Source organism: Microbacterium sp. SMR1 (assembly GCF_003289625.1).
In the GTDB taxonomy this organism is placed as follows: domain Bacteria; phylum Actinomycetota; class Actinomycetes; order Actinomycetales; family Microbacteriaceae; genus Microbacterium; species Microbacterium plantarum.
Window position 1 is genome coordinate 927,027 of the sequence record NZ_QMBN01000001.1, and the last position, 18,062, is coordinate 945,088.

Annotated in this window: 21 protein-coding genes and 1 riboswitch; of the genes, 14 read left to right on the forward strand and 7 right to left on the reverse strand. The window is 70.6% G+C overall.

Annotated features, from left to right (window positions below):
- Positions 1-16 precede the first annotated feature (16 nt).
- A riboswitch (glycine riboswitch) is annotated at positions 17-108 on the reverse strand.
- Positions 109-183: 75 nt separating this feature from the next.
- The gene (locus DO944_RS04505) at positions 184-1,356 is read right to left on the reverse strand and encodes a MarP family serine protease (RefSeq protein WP_112614972.1); all 1,173 of its coding nucleotides are present in this window, start codon (positions 1,354-1,356) and stop codon (positions 184-186) included.
- 108 nt (positions 1,357-1,464) lie between these two features.
- Here DO944_RS04505 and DO944_RS04510 point away from each other — a divergent pair, with 108 nt between their 5' ends.
- The 7 genes from DO944_RS04510 (at position 1,465) to DO944_RS04540 (ending at position 9,651) form a co-directional block, all read left to right on the forward strand.
- On the forward strand, positions 1,465-2,160 hold the full coding sequence (locus DO944_RS04510) for an NrtR DNA-binding winged helix domain-containing protein (protein WP_112614974.1): 696 nt from the start codon (positions 1,465-1,467) through the stop codon (positions 2,158-2,160).
- A 10-nt stretch (positions 2,161-2,170) separates the two neighbouring features.
- Positions 2,171-3,484 carry a quinolinate synthase NadA gene (nadA, locus tag DO944_RS04515; RefSeq protein WP_112614976.1) on the forward strand — a complete coding sequence of 438 codons (1,314 nt, stop codon included), beginning with the start codon at positions 2,171-2,173 and terminating at the stop codon, positions 3,482-3,484.
- The gene (gene nadB, locus DO944_RS04520) at positions 3,481-5,058 is read left to right on the forward strand and encodes an L-aspartate oxidase (protein ID WP_112614978.1); all 1,578 of its coding nucleotides are present in this window, start codon (positions 3,481-3,483) and stop codon (positions 5,056-5,058) included. The genes nadA and nadB overlap by 4 nt, the downstream gene beginning before the upstream one ends.
- A complete protein-coding gene (nadC, locus tag DO944_RS04525; protein ID WP_112615177.1) occupies positions 5,058-5,915 on the forward strand; it encodes a carboxylating nicotinate-nucleotide diphosphorylase in 858 nt (285 codons plus the stop codon). The genes nadB and nadC overlap by 1 nt, the downstream gene beginning before the upstream one ends.
- Positions 5,915-7,045 (forward strand): cysteine desulfurase family protein, encoded by a 1,131-nt coding sequence (locus DO944_RS04530; protein ID WP_112614980.1) that lies wholly within the window; start codon positions 5,915-5,917, stop codon positions 7,043-7,045. The genes nadC and DO944_RS04530 overlap by 1 nt, the downstream gene beginning before the upstream one ends.
- Entirely contained in the window at positions 7,042-7,998 is a 957-nt protein-coding gene (locus tag DO944_RS04535; protein WP_112614982.1) for a glycosyltransferase family 2 protein, read from the forward strand. Before DO944_RS04530 ends, DO944_RS04535 begins: the two co-directional genes overlap by 4 nt.
- Before the next feature lie 144 nt (positions 7,999-8,142).
- Positions 8,143-9,651, forward strand: a complete 1,509-nt coding sequence (locus DO944_RS04540; protein WP_112615179.1) for a DHA2 family efflux MFS transporter permease subunit — start codon at positions 8,143-8,145, stop codon at positions 9,649-9,651.
- An 87-nt stretch (positions 9,652-9,738) separates the two neighbouring features.
- Here the strand turns inward: DO944_RS04540 and DO944_RS15840 are convergent, their stop codons facing one another.
- Positions 9,739-9,864, reverse strand: coding sequence for a hypothetical protein (locus tag DO944_RS15840; protein ID WP_258524557.1), 126 nt, complete (start codon positions 9,862-9,864; stop codon positions 9,739-9,741).
- 89 nt (positions 9,865-9,953) lie between these two features.
- Here DO944_RS15840 and DO944_RS04545 point away from each other — a divergent pair, with 89 nt between their 5' ends.
- Positions 9,954-10,502 (forward strand): type 1 glutamine amidotransferase domain-containing protein, encoded by a 549-nt coding sequence (locus DO944_RS04545; protein WP_112614984.1) that lies wholly within the window; start codon positions 9,954-9,956, stop codon positions 10,500-10,502.
- Positions 10,503-10,552: 50 nt separating this feature from the next.
- Here DO944_RS04545 and DO944_RS04550 read toward each other — a convergent pair whose 3' ends face one another.
- Positions 10,553-11,467 carry an alcohol dehydrogenase catalytic domain-containing protein gene (locus DO944_RS04550; protein WP_112614986.1) on the reverse strand — a complete coding sequence of 305 codons (915 nt, stop codon included), beginning with the start codon at positions 11,465-11,467 and terminating at the stop codon, positions 10,553-10,555.
- Positions 11,468-11,634: 167 nt separating this feature from the next.
- On the opposite strand from DO944_RS04550, the gene DO944_RS04555 reads away from it, so the two are divergent.
- Both DO944_RS04555 and DO944_RS15845 read left to right on the forward strand, forming a co-directional pair.
- A complete protein-coding gene (locus tag DO944_RS04555; protein ID WP_112614988.1) occupies positions 11,635-12,033 on the forward strand; it encodes a glucose-6-phosphate dehydrogenase in 399 nt (132 codons plus the stop codon).
- A gap of 238 nt (positions 12,034-12,271) precedes the next feature.
- On the forward strand, positions 12,272-12,397 hold the full coding sequence (locus tag DO944_RS15845) for a hypothetical protein (RefSeq protein ID WP_258524558.1): 126 nt from the start codon (positions 12,272-12,274) through the stop codon (positions 12,395-12,397).
- A 27-nt stretch (positions 12,398-12,424) separates the two neighbouring features.
- Here DO944_RS15845 and DO944_RS04565 read toward each other — a convergent pair whose 3' ends face one another.
- Entirely contained in the window at positions 12,425-12,685 is a 261-nt protein-coding gene (locus DO944_RS04565; RefSeq protein ID WP_112614992.1) for a hypothetical protein, read from the reverse strand.
- Positions 12,686-12,877: 192 nt separating this feature from the next.
- On the opposite strand from DO944_RS04565, the gene DO944_RS04570 reads away from it, so the two are divergent.
- Both DO944_RS04570 and DO944_RS04575 read left to right on the forward strand, forming a co-directional pair.
- Positions 12,878-13,240: a hypothetical protein gene (locus DO944_RS04570; RefSeq protein WP_112614994.1), complete on the forward strand. Its 363-nt coding sequence runs from the start codon at positions 12,878-12,880 to the stop codon at positions 13,238-13,240.
- A 66-nt stretch (positions 13,241-13,306) separates the two neighbouring features.
- A complete protein-coding gene (locus tag DO944_RS04575) occupies positions 13,307-14,347 on the forward strand; it encodes a zinc-dependent alcohol dehydrogenase family protein (protein WP_112614996.1) in 1,041 nt (346 codons plus the stop codon).
- A gap of 100 nt (positions 14,348-14,447) precedes the next feature.
- Here DO944_RS04575 and DO944_RS04580 read toward each other — a convergent pair whose 3' ends face one another.
- From DO944_RS04580 to ychF, 3 genes are all read right to left on the reverse strand, one after another.
- On the reverse strand, positions 14,448-14,987 hold the full coding sequence (locus DO944_RS04580) for a Dps family protein (RefSeq protein ID WP_112614998.1): 540 nt from the start codon (positions 14,985-14,987) through the stop codon (positions 14,448-14,450).
- A gap of 98 nt (positions 14,988-15,085) precedes the next feature.
- Complete coding sequence (locus DO944_RS04585; RefSeq protein WP_112615000.1) at positions 15,086-15,529, reverse strand: hypothetical protein; 444 nt, start codon at positions 15,527-15,529, stop codon at positions 15,086-15,088.
- Between the two features lie 52 nt (positions 15,530-15,581).
- Positions 15,582-16,661, reverse strand: coding sequence for a redox-regulated ATPase YchF (ychF, locus tag DO944_RS04590; RefSeq protein ID WP_112615181.1), 1,080 nt, complete (start codon positions 16,659-16,661; stop codon positions 15,582-15,584).
- Between the two features lie 109 nt (positions 16,662-16,770).
- Between ychF and DO944_RS04595 the strand changes: the two genes are divergently transcribed.
- Together DO944_RS04595 and DO944_RS04600 are read left to right on the forward strand one after the other, a co-directional pair.
- Positions 16,771-17,367, forward strand: coding sequence for an exonuclease domain-containing protein (locus tag DO944_RS04595; protein ID WP_112615002.1), 597 nt, complete (start codon positions 16,771-16,773; stop codon positions 17,365-17,367).
- A 73-nt stretch (positions 17,368-17,440) separates the two neighbouring features.
- The coding region (locus tag DO944_RS04600; protein WP_258524559.1) for a 13E12 repeat family protein at positions 17,441-18,062 on the forward strand (622 nt) is incomplete at its 3' end.

Genomic DNA, 18,062 nt, shown 5'->3' on the forward strand with positions numbered 1-18,062 from the left:
CGCTTTCCAGAGCGGCCGGACGCGCGCGGTACGCGGACCTGAGAGATTGGCGGGGAGGCTTGCTCCTTCGGTGCCCGGGTTGCCCCGGGGCTCTCCCGCGTGCGTCATGCGGCCTGTCTTCAGTTGCGCGATCAGCATAGCGTCACCGCGCGAGACCGCGCAGGCGCCGCTGTACTGGGCCGCTCAGCGCGTGCAGCTCCCCGCCGTCACGGCCGGAGCGTCCGCAGAGGCGCCCGCGAGCACCGGCAGCAGCTCCGTCGTCGTCATCGCGTAGCCCCGCCGCTCGTCCTCGGCGCCGCGCGCGAACACGACGCCGGCGACCTCACCGGCGTCGGTCAGCAGCGGCCCGCCGGAGTTGCCCGGGCGGACGTCGGCATCGAGCGCGTAGATCTCACGCGGAGCGCTGGACTCGTCGTAGATGTCGGGGACGGGGGCCGAGCCCACCGAGAGGACGAAGGCGGCTCCGCTCGTGAAGGGCCCGCCGAGCGGGTATCCCTGGACCGCGACCGCTGCTCCCGCGGCGACCGGCGGAACGACCGGCAGGGGCGCCACGCCCAGGTCCGAGACCGCGATGACGGCGAGGTCGTCGATCGGGTCGAAGTACACCACGCGCCCTTCACGCGCGTCGCGGCCCGGCAGCTCGACGACGGGGGTGTCGACGCCCGCCACGACGTGGGCGTTGGTCACGATGAGGTCGTCGGCGGCGACGAATCCGGACCCGGTCATCGACACGCCGCAGGCGTAGGCCGTGCCGCTGATGCGGGCGACGGATGCCGCCGCGCGCTGCAGCTCGGGATCATCGAGCGCGACGGCGGGCGCGGTCGGCGCGACCTCGGGCCGGAGAAGCTCGCCGATGCGGGGGATCCCCTCGTCGACGACGAATCCGCGCACCTCGGCGAGCGCGCTGTCGACGGGGTCGGGGGTGAGACCGTCGATGAACGAGAGCACGCGCGAGGAGGCCACGGCGGTGGACACGAGCGGCATGCCGCTCGCGGTGACCGCGCCGGCGCCGAGGAGGAGGACGAGTCCACCGGCGATCGTCGCCCCGCCGGCACCCAGGATGCGGTCGAGGATGCGCAGCTTGGCTCGGTCGACGCCGCGGCGCAGCGCCGCACCGACAGCGGTGCCGAGCGCGGTGCACAGGACGATGATCGCGATGGCGCAGATGGCGAGCACGAGCGACCGGTACTCCCAGTCGGCGACGCCGGGCGCGATGAGGGGCACAGCCCATACGGCGAGGAGCGAGCCGATGACGAGCCCGGCGAGCGAGCCCGCGATCGCGACGAGGCCTCGTGTCACGCCGATGGCGAAGAAGCCGACGAGGAGGATCACGACGATGACGTCGACCAGCAGCACAGGACCTCCTCGGGAACGGAGGCCAGCGTACGGCGTCCCGCTGTGAGTCGCCCGTTTTGCGCTTCGTGTCGCGATGACTATAAGATCGGTGCGACAGTTAGGGTCACAATGACACGAACCACCGCGGATGGCCCGCAGGACGATATCCGGGTCGCCGTCTCGACGGTCATCTTCAGCCTGCGCCACGACGGCGGCGAGCTTCCCTCCGTCGTGCTCCCCCTGGTGCGTCGCACACGCGATCCCCACGCCGGACAGTGGGCGCTCCCTGGCGGATGGCTCGACGTGTCCGAGAACCTCGAGGCTGCGGCATCCCGGACCCTGGCCGAGACGACCGCGCTGGCTCCGAGCTATCTCGAGCAGCTCTACGTCTTCGGCGACGTCGGCCGCTCTCCCTCGCGAGTGGTGTCGATCGTCTACTGGGCGCTGGTGCGCGAGGACGTCGCATCGACACCGCTGCCCGAGGACGAGAACGTCGCGTGGTTCGACACCGCCGATCTGCCGGAGCTGGCGTTCGACCACCGGAGCATCATCGAGTACGCGCTCTGGCGGCTGCGCAACAAGGTCGGCTACAGCCGTATCGCGCATGGGCTTCTGCCTGACCTGTTCACCCTCGCCGAGCTTCGCGAGGTGTACGAGGCCATCGGCGGAAAGCGCCTCGATCCGGCGAACTTCCGCCGCCAGGTCGAGGGGTCGGGCACCCTCATCCCGACACGCGAGTTCCGCACCGGCAGCCACCGCCCCGCCCGGCTCTACCGCTACAACCACGACGTCGAGCTCGCCGACCGCGGGCCGCTCCCCCGATGAAGGAACGCGCATGATCACTTCTCCGCTCACGCTGTCGCCGCGACCGATCGACCCGAGCGTCGATCACGGGATCCAGGCGATCGTCGCCGGCGCGTCGAACGCCGAGACATGCAACACCGATCTCGCCGCGGGACCGTGGAGCTTCGACGCACGGCCGGGGTACGGCCCGGGCTCGTCGATGGGCGACGTCATCCCGACCGGGGCGCCCCGCCAGGGCGAGCTCCCCGAGTACTACCGGACCGCCCGCGAGGACGAGCTGCACGACCGCATCTCCGCCGCCAAGGCCGCCCTCGGCGACCGGGTCGTCGTCCTGGGGCACTTCTACCAGCGCGAAGAGGTCGTGCGTCACGCCGACTACGTGGGCGACTCGTTCCAGCTCGCGGAAGCGGCGAAGGCTCACCCCGAGGCCGAGGCCATCGTCTTCTGCGGCGTCCACTTCATGGCCGAGACCGCCGACCTGCTGTCGCGGCCCGAGCAGTCCGTCATCCTGCCCAACCTCGCCGCCGGATGCTCGATGGCCGACATGGCGTCGATCGACGAGGTCGAGGAGTGCTGGGAGCAGCTCGGCGAGATCTACGGCGACCTCGGCAGCCCCGACGCCGAAGGACTTCTCCCCGTCATCCCCGTCACGTACATGAACTCTTCCGCCGCCATCAAGGGTTTCGTCGGCCGGCACGGCGGAATCGTGTGCACCTCCTCGAACGCCCGCACCGTGCTCGAGTGGGCCTTCGCACGCGGCCGCCGGGTGCTGTTCTTCCCCGACCAGCACCTCGGACGCAACACCGCCAAGGCGATGGGGGTCACGCTCGACCGCATGCCGATGTGGAACCCCCGACGCCCGCTCGGCGGCAACGACGAGGCGTCCCTGCGGGATGCTCGGGTCATCCTCTGGCACGGCTTCTGCTCGGTGCACCGCCGCTTCACCGTCGAGCAGATCGCGCAGGCGCGTGCGGAGAACCCGGGCGTCCGCGTCATCGTCCACCCCGAGTGCCCGATGCCGGTCGTGGACGCCGCGGACGAGGCGGGATCGACAGAGTACATCCGCCGCGCGATCGACGGCGCGACCGAGCCCACAGTCTTCGCGGTCGGCACAGAGATCAACCTCGTCCAGCGGCTCGCCGCGCAATACCCGCAGCACCGCATCTTCTGCCTCGATCCCGTCGTCTGCCCGTGCTCGACGATGTACCGCATCCACCCGGGCTACCTGGCGTGGGTCCTCGACGAGCTCTGCGCGGGACGGACCCCGAACCGCATCCGGGTCTCCGACGACGTCGCCGTGCCGGCACGGGCCGCCCTCGAACGGATGCTGGCGGCGCGGCCATGACCCGGCGTGTCGTGGTCGTGGGCTCCGGTCTTGCCGGCGGCATGTGCGCCCTGCGCGCCGCCGACGCCGGCTGCGAGGTCGTCCTGGTCACGAAGGGAGCGCTCGGCGACGGCAACACCGCCTACGCGCAGGGCGGCATCGCCGCCGTGACGGCCACGGGCGACTCGGTCCTCGCCCACGTCGACGACACTCTGCGCGCCGGGGCGGGCCTCGGCGAGCGCGACGCCGTGCACACGCTCGCATCGGCGGGGCCGGACGCCGTCGCGACGCTCGAGGCGATCGGGGTCGCGTTCGACCGCGACGACAGCGGCGCGCTGCGACTCGGCCTCGAAGGTGCGCACCGGGTTCCGCGAATCCTGCACGCCGGCGGCGATGCGACCGGCGCCGCGATCCAGCGCGCTCTGAACCGCGCGCTGACTCTCGCGCCCGTCCAGATCCGCTCCGACGCTCTCGTCACCGACGTCGTGGTCTCCGACGGGGAGGCGCGGGGTGTGCGGGTGCTCTCGGAGGGCCGCACCGAGATGCTGGCCGCGGATGACGTGGTCCTCGCGACCGGTGGTGCGGGACAGCTGTACGCCCACACGACGAATCCCGCGGTGGCGACCGCCGACGGGATCGCGCTCGCCCTGCGCGCCGGCGCGACCGTCGCCGACCTGGAGTTCATGCAGTTCCACCCCACCGCCCTGACCGATGGGACGCTCGTGTCGGAGGCCGTGCGCGGCGAGGGTGCGGTGTTGATCGACGAGCGCGGGCACCGCTTCTGCGTCGATGCGCATCCCGATGCGGAACTCGCTCCACGAGACGTCGTGGCCCGCGCGATCGCGGCGGCGATGGCGCGTCAGGGCGGGCGGCCGGTGCTGCTCGACGCGACCGGTCTGCGCGAGACTCCGTCGGCGACGGCTGCCTTCCTCGCCCACCGGTTCCCGACGATCGACGAGTCCGTGCGGGCGCGCGGATGGGATTGGTCGCGGCATCCGGTTCCCGTCACTCCCGCCGCGCACTACCTCATGGGCGGCGTCGTGACCGATCTCGACGGTCGGACCGACGTCGACGGGCTGTTCGCGGTCGGCGAGGTCGCGCGCACGGGCGTGCACGGTGCCAATCGGCTGGCCTCCAACTCGCTGCTCGAAGCCGTCGTGTTCGGCCTGCGCACCGCGGATGCCGTCGTCGACGGCGACCCGCGGGTCGCAACGGCGTCTCCGAGCGTCTCGTCGTCACCTCGCGCCGTGGCGGGCCGGTCCCGTGCGCCGCGACGGATACCGGCGAACGGACCGTTCAGCCGGGCGGCCCTGCAGTCGCTCATGTGGCGGCACGTCGGACTCGAGCGGGACGCCTCCGGGCTCGCTCTCGCGCTCGACATCCTCGATGAGTGGTCGCGCGCCGCAGTCGCACCCCGCTCCCGGCGCGAACACGAGGACGCCAACCTGCTCCTTGTCGCGAGCTCGATGACCACCGCCGCGCTCGCTCGCACCCGATCGATCGGCGCACACCACCGCAGCGACGACACCACCGCTCGTCCGCTGACCGCCGACGAAGCCGTCCGTCCCGCCGCCGCTCCCGAGAAGGTCGCATGATGCTCACACCCCGACAGATCGCTGCCCTCGTCGGCCCCGCACTCGAAGAGGACGCCCCATGGGGCGATCTCACCAGCACCGCCTTCATCCCCGGGGCGGCGCGCGCCACGGCCGCGCTCGTCTCGCGCGTCGACGGCATCCTCAGCGGCGGGGCAGTTTTCGCCGCGGCTTTCGCGCTCACCGATCCGAGCTGCGACGTCGTGATCGACGTGCCCGACGGCTCGCGCATCCGCCCCGGTGACACGCTGGCTACCGTCCGCGGTCCGGCGCGCGCCGTGCTGACCGCCGAACGCGTCGGACTGAACCTCACCCAGCGGATGTCGGGGATCGCGACGCTGACCCGTCGCTACGTCGACGAAGTCGCGGGGACCGGCGCCCGGATCGTCGACACCCGCAAGACGACACCGGGGCTGCGTCTGATCGAACGGCAAGCGGTCCGGGACGGCGGCGGCCACAACCACCGGTTCTCCCTCTCGGATGCGGTCATGCTCAAGGACAACCACCTCGGTGTCATCACCGCCGATGGGACGGGGCTGACCGAAGCGCTGCGACGCGCGATCGATGACCTTCCCCACACGACCCACGTCGAGGTGGAAGTCGATCGCATCGATCAGATCGAGCCCGTGCTCGCCGCCGGCGTGGACACGATCATGCTCGACAACTTCTCGCTGGACGATCTGCGCCGTGGGGTCGCCATCGTCGGCGGTCGCGCGGTCGTCGAGGCGTCGGGCGGAGTGTCGCTCGAGAGCGTGCGTGCGATCGCCGAGACCGGTGTCGACGTGATCTCCGTCGGAGCGCTCACGCACTCCGCGCCCTCGCTCGACCTCGGGCTCGACCTCGTCGTCGACGCGCGCTGATGCTGTACCTCGACCACGCCGCGGGCGGTCCGGTGCGTCGCGAGGTGCTCGAGGCGATGGCACCGTTCCTCACCGGGCGATTCGGCAACCCGTCGAGCATCCACACGGTGGGTGAAGACGTCGCCGGCGCCCTCGACGACGCGCGGCGGCGGGTGGCGGCGGTGCTCGGCATGCGCGCCGGCGACATCGTCTTCACGTCCGGAGGAACCGAGGCGAACAACCTCGCGATCGCGGGCATCGCCCTCGGGGCCCGCGGACGCGCTCCCGGCCAGATCGTCACGACGGCGGTGGAGCACGATTCGGTATTGGCGGTCTGTCGTTACCTCCAGCGCATGCATCGATACGACGTCGACGTCCTGCCCGTGGACTCGCTCGGACGCGTCGACCCCGACGCCGTCGCCCGAGCCGTGCGCGATGACACCGCCGTCGTGAGCATCGGCTACGCCAACAACGAGGTCGGAACCGTTCAGGATGTCGCGGCGATCGCGCGAGCAGCGGGTTCGGTCCCGGTGCACACCGATGCCGTGCAAGCGGCCGGGTGGCTTCCCCTCACCGGCACGGGCGCCTCGGCTCTGTCGGTCGCGGGCCACAAGATCGGCGCGCCGCAGGGCATCGGTGTGCTGGCGGTCCGCGGCCGGCTCCCCCTCGAGCCCGTGATCCACGGCGGCGGCCAGGAGCGCGGCCGGCGCTCGGGCACGCAGAACGTCGCGGGGGCGGTGGGCCTCGCGCTCGCGCTCGAGCTGGCCGAGCGCGAGCGCTCCGAGGCCGCTGCGCGGGCCGCGGCGGCGCGCGACGCATTCACGAGCCGCGTGCTCGGCACCGTCCCCGGGTCGCGCGCGACCGGCGACCCCGATCGGAGGCTTCCGGGCCTCGCCTCGTTCACGTTCGCCGCGACCTCGGGCGAGGCCGTGCTCCTCGAACTGGAACGGCGTGGAATAGTCACGAGCAGCGGGTCGGCATGCGCCGCGGGCAGCGACGAGCCGTCGCACGTCTTGACGGCGATGGGTCTCGACGCCGATGACGCCCGCACCGCGGTGCGGTTCAGCTTCGATCGCGCGACGGTGCCGGATGCGGGAGCGCTCGCGGGCGCGGTGGCCGACGCCGTCTCGGCAGTACGATCGGGGTCGTGAGCTCGCCCGTCGTCACCGTCATCGTCCCCGGCCGCGACGTCGCCCCCTACGCCGAGGAAGCGCTGGCTTCCCTGAAGGCCCAGACCCTCGGCGAGTGGACCGCGATCCTCATCGACGACGGATCGCGCGACACGACCGGACGCATCTTCGCGGAAGCGGCCGCGTCGGACGAGCGGTTCCGCGTGATCGCACACGACCGCGCCGTCGGGCTGGGTGCCGCACGGAACGCGGGGCTCGATCGGGTCGACACCCCGTTCGTCGCCTTCCTCGACGCGGACGACGTCCTCACCCCGTCGGCCCTGGAGCGCTGGATCGGAACGCTCGACGCTTCGGGCTCCGACTTCGTCGCCGGGGCCTACGTGCGACTGCGTCCGACCGGTGAGGGTTATGTCCCGGGCCCCGTGCAACCCTGGGTCGCGGCATCCACTCGGCCTGCCCGCATCGGGACCACCCTCGCCGACCATCCCGAGGCATCGGGGAACATCGTCGCGTGGTCGAAAGCGAGCCGCATCGAGTTCTGGCGACGTCACCGACTGCGCTTCCCCGAGAACCGGCTGTACGAGGACCAGCTGGTCGCACAGCAGATGTACACCCGCGCCCGAGCGTTCGACGTGATTCCGGACGTCGTCGTGCACTGGCGTGAGCGGGCGGACGGGTCGTCGATCACGCAGCACCGTGCCCAGCTGCCCGTGCTCATCGACTATCTCGACGCGCTGCGGTCGGGCCTGGCGGTGCTCGACGCCGCCGATGCCCGTGCCGCGGCCACGGCCCGGGTCCGGCTCGTGCTCGACATGGACGTTCCCCCGCTCGTGCGCATCGCCGCGACCCATCCCGATCCCGAGTACCGTCGGCGGATCGGCGGGCTGGTCCGCGACTTCCGGGAACGAGCACCGGGTCACCGGGCCGCCGACCCGGCAGCCGCGGAGTTGTGGGACATCGCCCGCCTCTGGTGATCCGCCGCGCGCATCCGCGTCGGCCGACCGGAAGCTGATGCTGGCGCTGTGTCGTCGGCCCCGGGAATAATCGATCCGTCGGGGCGTTGGCCCTGCGGAGTCCGCCCTCGGGTGACGACCGATCTTCCGACCGAGGAGTTGCCCATGGCCGTCGCGCCGTCGTCCACGAACGCCCCCGCATCCGCCGCATCGCCCGCCGTGCCCACCGTCGTGACCGCCGAGGCGAACCGGGTGATCTGGCTCCTGCTCGTCGCCGCCTTCGTCGCGATCCTGAACGAGACGACCATGGGCGTCGCGATCCCGCACCTGATCACCGACTTCCGCATCACGGCGGTGGCGGCGCAGTGGCTCACGACCGCGTTCATGCTCACGATGGCGGTGGTGATCCCGATCACCGGCTTCCTGCTGCAACGTCTGACGACGCGGGCTGTCTTCACCGCTGCGATGAGCCTGTTCTCGACGGGAACGCTCATCGCCGTCCTGGCGCAGAGCTTCGGTTTCCTCCTCGTCGCGCGTGTCGTGCAGGCTTCGGGAACCGCGATCATGATGCCGCTGCTGATGACGACGCTGATGACGGTCGTCCCGCCCCACGCTCGGGGCCGCATGATGGGCCGGGTCAGCATCGTGATGTCGCTCGCTCCCGCGATCGGGCCGACGCTGTCCGGGTTCCTCCTCGACACCCTCAGCTGGCGCTGGATCTTCGGCGTCGTCCTCCCGATCGCCCTGGTCTCGCTCGCGATCGGCGTCCGCTGGATCCACAACCTCGGCGAGACCCGGCGCGCGCCACTCGACGTCTTCTCCGTCGTGCTCTCGGCCTTCGGTTTCGGAGGCCTCGTGTTCGGTCTCAGCCAGATCGGCGCCGGGGGCCACGGCGGCGGGGATGCCGCGGCCGCGGCGCCCGCGTCGAACCTGCCGCTCATCATCTCCCTGTCGGTCGGGATCGTGGCGCTCGGCGCGTTCGTGTGGCGTCAGCTCGTGCTGCAGCGCGACGACGAGGCGCTGCTCGACCTGCGCGTGTTCCGCTCGGCCAACTTCTCGCTCTCGGTGGCCCAGCTGGGCGTCATGTCCATGGCGTTCTTCGGCGCGATCACCCTGCTGCCGCTGTACATGCAGAACGTCCTCGGGCTCTCCGCGCTCGAATCCGGACTCATCGTCCTGCCGGGTTCCCTCGCGATGGGCATCGCCGGCCCGTTCATCGGGCGCATCTACGACCGCTGGGGCACGCGCGTGCTCCTCGTCCCCGGAGCCGTCATCGTCACCGGCATCCTGTGGAGCTTCACCACCCTGACCGAGAACACGTCGGTATGGCTGTTGCTCACGCTGCAGACGTGTCTCTCGCTCGGCCTGGCGATGTCGTTCACGCCGCTGTTCACGGCATCCCTCGGCTCTTTGCAGCCGCGGTTCTACTCGTACGGCAGCGCGATCGTCTCGACCATCCAGCAGGTCGCGGGCGCCGCGGGCATCGCTCTGCTCATCACGGTGATGGCCGCTGCCGAGGCCGGCGCCGCCGATCCGGGGACGACGGCGGCCGGCGCCGCGGGCGCGCGGGCGGCCTTCTTCGTGGCCGCGATCATCGCGTCGCCGCTGATCATCGGGGCGCTGCTCATCCGCAAGCCGGCCGACAGCCCCGAAGGCGTGCCCGCGGCGCACTGAGCCGGCCTCGCCGCCATCGCGCGAGAACGACGAAGCCGCCGGGTGCGTCATGCACCGGCGGCTTCGTCGTACGCCTCGAGGCGAGGTTCAGGAGGTCGAGCAGCATCCTCCGCCGCAGCAGGAACCTGCGTCGTCGTTCGCGGTGACCAGCAGGTTCTTCTCATCGGGAACCGGCTGCAGTGTCTGAGGCTGGGGCGTGGATGCTGTGGACATATCGCCATCGTAACCCCGCAGCGGACCATGCGTCGCGGAGCGTGTCAAGCGCGTCGCAGCGGCCGTCGGCCGCGCGTAGCGTCGGCGACATGAGCACTCTCGATGGCAAGAAGATCGCATTCCTGGCAACCGACGGCTTCGAGGACAGCGAGCTGACCTCGCCCTGGCAGGCCGTCTCCGACGCGGGCGCGACCGTCGTCATGATCGCCCCCGAATCGGGCGAGATCACCGGCAAGAACGGCCACACCCAGAAGGTCGACGTCGTCACGGCGGACGCCGAGGCCGACGAGTACGACGCGCTCGTGCTTCCGGGCGGCGTCGTCAACGCCGACAACCTGCGACTCGACGCGAACGCGGTCGACTTCGCGCGCGCGTTCTTCGAACAGCACAAGCCCGTTGGCGCGATCTGCCACGCGGCGTGGATCCTGACCGAGGCCGACGTCCTCTCGGGTCGCACCCTGACGAGCTTCCCGAGCCTGCGCACCGATCTGATGAACGCCGGTGCGACCTGGGTCGACGAGGAGGTCGTCGTGGACCAGGGCCTCGTCTCGAGCCGAACGCCCGATGACCTCCCGGCCTTCAACGCGAAGGTCATCGAGGAGATCGAGGAAGGCGAGCACGCCGGCCAGACCGCGTGACCCGTCTGGCCTGAACGCCGCCGACACGACGTCCGATCGCCCCCGCGAGCTCAGGCTCCGGGGGCGATCGCCACGCGCAGGTGGCGACCCGACCGAGCGAGCTCGATCGCATCGTCGAGGCGGTCGAGCGGCAAGGGCGTCGAAACGAGGTCGGCGAACGGGTAGCGGCGGGTGCCCGGGGCGCGCATGAAGGCGACGGCAGCCTCGAGGTCGGCGGATGTCGGCACGCCGACCCGCAGGGTCGTTTCCGATGAGGCTTCGCTCACGGTACGGAAGCGCGCGCTCAGATCCGTCTCCGGCACGTGCTCGGGCGCCAGCGCAGCGCCGAAGCGCTCGGCCCGCGCGCGCACCCGCGGATCGGCTGAGGCCAGCCGCGCTCGTCCGCCCCGCTCGGCGATCATGGCGGACAGCACGAGCGGATCGGCGCCCGTGCCGGCGATGGTCACGAGGAGGTCCTCCGGATCGGCGACCTCCTCCAGCCGTCGCACGAGCCCGGCCGCTCGCGCGACCGCGCCCGACACGGGGGCCAGGATGCAGGCCGGGAGTGCCTCGCCCACGCGGACGATCGGCGTGCCCGTGACCAGATGCACGTGCGTCGCGAAGCCGCCCACGAGTTCGCGATGGGCTCCGATGCGCTCATGCGGTCCCACGGCGCTCACGACGCGCTCCCCGAGCTCGAGCGGAATGCCGTCCGCCGCCGCGACCGCGCCGCCGAGCGCCGCGACCCTGCCGACGAACTCACGGCCGAGGACCGTCGGCACCGGGCATTGCTCCTCACCGTCCGTGATCGCGATGTCGTCCTCGGTGATCGTGACGAGCTCGACACGGACGAGCACTTCGCCCGGCCCGAGCACGACGCCGGGCACGGCGATCGTCTCCTGGTCGCGGCCCGGCCCCATCCATGCGCGCGCCAGTGCAGCAGGACGCAGCAGCACGTCCATCGGTGCTGGGGTCGCCAGTTCCATTCGCGCCCTCTCGCCCGTGGTGACCCCCTCACTGTCGCAAAGGCCGCCGGGCCCGCGGCGCGGCGGCGCACGCCGTTTCGCGAATGTTCACCGGATGGTGGGCGGGCCGCCTCCCCGGCGCCGCGGGTACGCTGGAATCCGGCGCGCGAGTGCCGGAGAGGACCACCATGAGAATCGTCGACTCGGCCGACTGGCGCGATCGCCTCACCTACGAGACGCCCTACCGCGTCGCCGACGTCATGCCGGGTGATCCCGCGCGATGCGCCGCCTGCCCCGCCGACGCCGGTGCTCATGATCGCGACCACCTGTGGGCGGTCAAGCACCGCCACCCGACCAACCACGGCGGCTTCGTCCGGTTCTACTGCGAGTCGCACGTTCCAGAGCGCAAGCAACCCGTCGCGGTCGCGACACGTCCGGCACCCGCGCGACGCGCCGCGCCCCGCGCTGCAGCGCCGCGCACTCCGAAGGCGCCCGCACCCTCGGATGTCGTCCGCGCGATGTGCCCGGACTGCTTCGTCGAGGTGTCCGCCGCGGGCGAGTGCGGCGTCTGCGGCATCCGGATCTGACGGCGTGAGCGAACCGGCCGCCGCGAACTATCCGACCGCGCTGTGGTGCCGGTCCCGCCGCGGATCGGCATTGTGCACCCGCCCGAGGGGACACGCGGGGCTGCATAACCGGCTCGGAACGTCGCAGATGTGGTCAGACGCGCAGGCCGATCCGCCACGATGCGCGGGCAGCGGTGAGCCTGGGCAGCCGTCGCCGACACTGCCCGGCGGGTTTCCCTTCGGACGGGGACTGTGCCCCGTGTGCACGGCCTTCGTCGAATTGAGCGAGGGTCGCATCGACCGCCACGACGCCTTCCGCGGCACGACGGATGCCGCCGAGGCCGAGGCCCGGGCACAGTGGTTCAACACCGTCGGGTGGAATTGACCGCCCGCCCCAACAGACGGTGGAGTGTCAGGCGCCCGCTTCGTCGTCGCGCCACGGCAGATTGAGGTCTTCGGCGGGCACATCGACGTCGCCGACATCGTCGGGACCGCCGGTTCCCGGACGCGCACGCACGAGATCGTCGTCGACGTCCTCGTCGGGGCTGGTCGGGGCCTCGTCCTGCTTCTCACGGGTCTCGGTGTCGCTGGCCGGGCTGTAGCGCATGTCCTTGCGGACCGCCTCAGGCTCGGAGAGCGGTTCCTGGTCGGTCGCCGGGTCCTGCTGGCTCATCACGTCTCCCTCGCTGTCGGCGCGCCGATTCCGACGCTCGCGACCACGCTAGGCAGCGCCGCCGATCGCGTCAGGCGCGTTGACCAGCCGGGAGCCTCGTGCAATGATCCTCGGCCGATGCGAGCCGTATCCGATGACGATCGTCAGCGCAAGTGCGAGGTGCCCGGCGGCGCTAGCCGACACAGTGTTGTCATGAGACGAATCACGTACGCGGGCGACACGGTGATCACGACGGATGACGTTGCGGAGGCACTGGTGGAGCTCACGGCGGCGGTCGCCAATTACGGCCGCGCCGAAGCCGTGCGGATTCCGATCGTGCTCGAACCGAGCGGGCGTGTCGATGAGGCCGAACTCGTCATCGGGGTCGGCAACGACGTGCTGTCCGCCCCCATCGACTGGGACGCCGATGAACCGGACTTCTCCGAGGGGGCGGAAGACCTTCGAGCGCACGAGAGCTACCCTCAGCGCCGTTCCGAGGGCGCTCACCTCTATGCCCTCGACGACGAGGCACCCGCACAGTGGGACCCCGACCTCGAGGGCTTCCGCGACGCCTGACCTTTCGCGTCACACTGCCGTCGACCGTGCGGCGCTGACTCGCTCGATGGCGTAGCGTGGCCGAACGTGCGAGCGATGGTCATGGACAGCATCCGCGGGCCGGTGACGGTTCGCGAGGTGGCCGATCCGAGCGTCCCCGCCGACGGGGTGGTGGTGTCGGTGCGCGCCACCGGCCTCTGTCGAAGCGACTGGCACGCCTGGGCCGGCCACGACGACATCGCACTCCCCCACACCCCCGGGCATGAGTTCTCAGGTGTCATCTCCGAGGTCGGTGCGGAAGTCGCGGGCTGGCAGGTGGGTGATCGTGTCACGACGCCGTTCGTCATCGGCTGCGGTCGATGCGAGTGGTGCGCACGCGGCGATGCTCAGGTCTGCCCGCACCAGCAGCAGCCCGGCTTCACCTACGCCGGCTCGTTCGCCGAGCGGGTCGTCGTGCCGGCGGCCGACGTCAACCTCGTCGGCATCCCCGACGGTGTCTCGTTCGAAGCCGCGGCGGCGCTCGGATGCCGCTTCGCCACGGCGTACCGCGCGCTGATCGCCCGGGCGACCCTGAGCGGCGGCGAGTGGATCACGATCGTCGGCGCAGGCGGTGTCGGCCTCAGCGCCGTGATGATCGCACGGGCTCTGGGAGCGCGGGTCATCGCGGTCGACCGGTCGCCTGCCGCTTTGCAGACCGCCTCGGAGCTCGGCGCCGAACACGTCGTCGCCGCTGACGGGCAGGACGTCCCCGCCGTCGTTCACGAGCTGACGGGTGGGGGCAGCCACGTCTCGGTCGATGCGGTGGGCAGCGAGCAGACCGCATCCGATGCGATTCTGAGCCTTCGTCGTCGAGGACGTCATGTGCAGATCGGGCTGCTGCCCTCGGCATCCGGTCGTAGCGCCGCTCCTCTGGCCCGCGTCATCGCGTGGGAGCTCGACCTGCTCGGCAGCCACGGTATGGCCGCGGTGGACTACCCCGGAATGATGGCGCTGATCGGCGACGGCAGCCTGCGCCCGCAGGACCTCGTGCAGCGGGTCGTCGGACTGGAGGAAGGTGCGCGACTGTTGCCGGCCATGGACACCGCGGCAGCGGCGGGCATGACGATGATCGATCCGCGGCTGGTCTGACACACGCGATACGCGAAGACCCCGCCCGGACGCGGTGGTCACGAGCGGGGTCTTCGTCGCCGGGACTACCCGGCCGGGACTTGGTCAGCCCTGGGGCATATCAGCCCTGGGGCTTGCGGTTCTCGGCGCTGACCATCCAGGCGAGCTGCTCGAGGCGCTCGAGGATCGAGTGCAGGATGTCGGCGGTCGTCGGGTCTTCCTCGTCGACCTCGTCGTGCACGTCACGGCACGTGCCGATCGTCGCCTCGAGGCGCTCGGTGATCAGGTCGATGACCTCGGCGGTGTCGATCTCGCCCTGCGGGAACTCGGGCAGCGTCGTGGTCTCGGCGACGGTGTCGCTGCGGCCATCCGGGAGGGCGTGAAGCGCACGCATGCGCTCGGCGACGGTGTCGGCGAACTCGCGGGCGGCGTCGATGATCTCGTCGAGCTGGAGGTGGGTGTCGCGGAAGTTGCGTCCGACGACGTTCCAGTGCGCCTGCTTGCCCTGGAGCGACAGCTCGATGAGGTCGACGAGCACCTTCTGGGTGTTCTCGCTGAGCTTCTGCGAGGCGCGGAAGCCGCTCTCGGCGTTCTGCTCGTTGGTCAGACCGGCGCCGGAAGCGCGGCGCTTGTTGCGCGTGGTGGTGGTGTTCGTGGCCATAGTGTTGCCTCCTCGAGTCGAGATGACATCCACGCTAGGCAGGGCGAGGGCGCGGCGCCCACCGGTTGATGGAACGTGCGGGGGCTGGTAACGGGTGTTCAGAAGTCTTCGTCACGAAGACCGAGTTCGAGCCAACGACGAGCGGCGACGTCTCCCTCGAGCCATCGCACGCCGAACGTCTGCGACGCACCCCACCTCGCCGAGAGCCAGTGGCGGCCCAACAGACGCCGCTCGTGCACCGTGCTTTGCAGGTGGTAAGCAAGGTACCCGGCCTCGAGCTCACGAACCGTGTGCCATCCAGGACCGTAGTCCTCGAAGGGGAGCTCACGCGATCCATCGGGCCACACGACGGTGAACCACAACCAGCGCTGCCTCGACGGAAATCGCATCTCGCGGACGACGCTCGCCACATGACCGACGACCTGGTCTTCGATCACGAGCGCTCCGATTCGTCGGTCGTACGCCCGCAGAGTGTCATCTGTGGGCGTGTGGACACCGGGCGACCCGTCGTACTGCGGATCTCCGGCGCGCTCGCGTGGCATGCCTCGATTGTGCCAGCCGTGGGCGGTGGGCTTCACCGATAGCGGCAGGGCGTCAGACGTTGAAGCGGAACTCCACGACGTCGCCGTCCTGCATGACGTAGTCCTTACCCTCCAGGCGCGCCTTGCCCTTCGCGCGGGCCTCGGCGACCGAGCCGGTCGCGACCAGGTCCTCGAACGAGATGACCTCGGCCTTGATGAAGCCCTTCTCGAAATCGGTGTGGATGACGCCAGCAGCCTGCGGAGCCTTCCAGCCCTTGCCGATCGTCCAGGCGCGCGCTTCCTTCGGGCCCGCGGTGAGGTAGGTCTGCAGGCCCAGCGTGTCGAATCCGATGCGCGCGAGCTGGTCGAGGCCCGACTCGTCCTGACCGGTCGAGGCGAGCAGCTCGGCGGCTTCCTCGGGGTCGAGGTCGATGAGCTCCGACTCGATCTTCGCGTCGAGGAACACCGCCTGGGCAGGAGCGACGAGCGCGGCGAGTTCCGCCTTGCGCGCCTCATCCGTAAGCACGGCCTCGTCGACGTTGAAGACGAAGATGAAGGGCTTCGCGGTCAGCAGCCCGAGCTCCTTGATGGGCGCGAGGTCGATCTTGGAGTCGGCTCCCGACAGCAGTTCCCCGCGCTGAAGCGCATCCTGCGCAGCCTTGGCAGCCTCGAGAACGGAGGGATCGAGCTTCTTGCCGCGAACCTCCTTCTCGTAGCGCGTGATCGCCTTCTCGAGGGTCTGGAGATCGGCGAGCTGCAGCTCGGCGTTGATGGTCTCCATGTCGTTCTGCGGGTTCACCGCACCCTCGACGTGCACGACGTCGTCGTCGGAGAAACCGCGGACGACCTGCGCGATGGCGTCGGCCTCGCGGATGTTCGCGAGGAACTGGTTGCCCAGCCCCTCACCCTCCGACGCGCCGCGCACGATGCCGGCGATGTCGACGAACGACACCGCGGCGGGGAGGATGCGCTCGGAGTGGAAGATCTCGGCCAGCACCTTCAGGCGCGGGTCGGGGAGGTTCACCACGCCGACGTTCGGCTCGATCGTCGCGAACGGGTAGTTCGCCGCGAGAACCTGGTTCTTGGTCAGGGCGTTGAAGAGGGTCGACTTGCCGACGTTGGGCAGTCCTACGATTCCGATGGTGAGAGCCACGGGCATCCAGTCTACGTGGCCCACCGACATCGCCTCCGACCGGTCCGGATCGCCCGGCTCGGCGGCGCGCCTCCCTTCTCGTCCTCCGGACACGGGTGACGCTTGTCCCGTGGCACTGGACTTCACCGCGATCGACTTCGAGACGGCGAACTCCTCCAGTGCATCCGCATGCTCTGTCGGCCTGGTGCGCGTCCGCGACGGCGAGGTCGTCGCATCCGACGGCTGGCTGATCCGCCCGCCCTCCGGACACGACCGCTTCTTCGACATCAATGTCTCCATCCACGGCATCACCGCCGATGCGGTGGCGCATGCCCCCAGCTGGGTCGCGCAACTCCCCCGCCTTCTCGACTTCATCGGTGACGACCTACTCGTGGCACACAACGCCGGATTCGACATGGCCGTGCTGCGCCGCGCGTGCGAGGCGACGGATGCCGCGCTCCCCGCGATCCGCTCGGTGTGCAGCGTGCAGCTGGCACGGAAGACGTATCAGCTCGATTCCTACCGGCTGCCGCTCGTTGCTGCTGCCGTCGGGTTCCTCGACTTCGCGCATCACGATGCCCTCGCGGACGCGCTCGCGTGCGCACACATCACCATCGACGCGGCTCGCCGGGCCGGTGCGCACGACCTTGTCGAGCTCGCGATGCTGCTGGGGGTGCGCGTGCCCGAGCACGAGCCGATCAGGGCTTCACTGCTCAGCCCGGCCTGACGGAGTCGCTGGTCGTTCGCGGGCCTGTGGAAGGTTCCGGCACGATGTCGGAGGTCCATGCGATGATTCGAACATGCATTCGAATGGTGGACTCGGCAGTGGGATGGGCAGCGACGGTGACGTCGATGCCCTCGCTCAGCTGGTCGCGGATGCCGAGGGCATAGCGGATGCCGCACGCGCGGCACAGGTCCGGGAGGTGCGTCTCCTCGCTGCCGCCGGCCAGCTGGCCGAATCTCAGACCGCAGGCGCGTCGGAGAAGGTCAAGGCGAGGGAGATGGCGTTGCGCGGGATCGCGGCCGAGCTCGCCGGGGTATTCGTCGCGACCGACCGGACGTTGCAGCGGCGGATCGACGAGGCCCGAGACCTGGTCGAGAACTACCCAGTGACGATGGCGGCCTGGGAAGCCGGTCGCATCGTCCGGGGGCACGTGCGGGTCATCCAGGAGATCGGATGCCTCGTGCCCGTGGCGGATCGGGCTGAGTTCGAACGCGTCGCGATCGAGCGGTGCCAGGGCGAGACACCTAACCGGGTGCGGGACGCGTTGCGGATGATCGCCGAGCGCATTCACCCGCGGACGTTCACCGAGCGGCACGAGGAAGCCGCCGCGGGGCGGTGCGTGCGGGTGCAGCCCGGGGCGGATGGGATGTCTGACCTGATCGCGACGCTGCCGACGGTGATCGCGGACGGGATCGTGG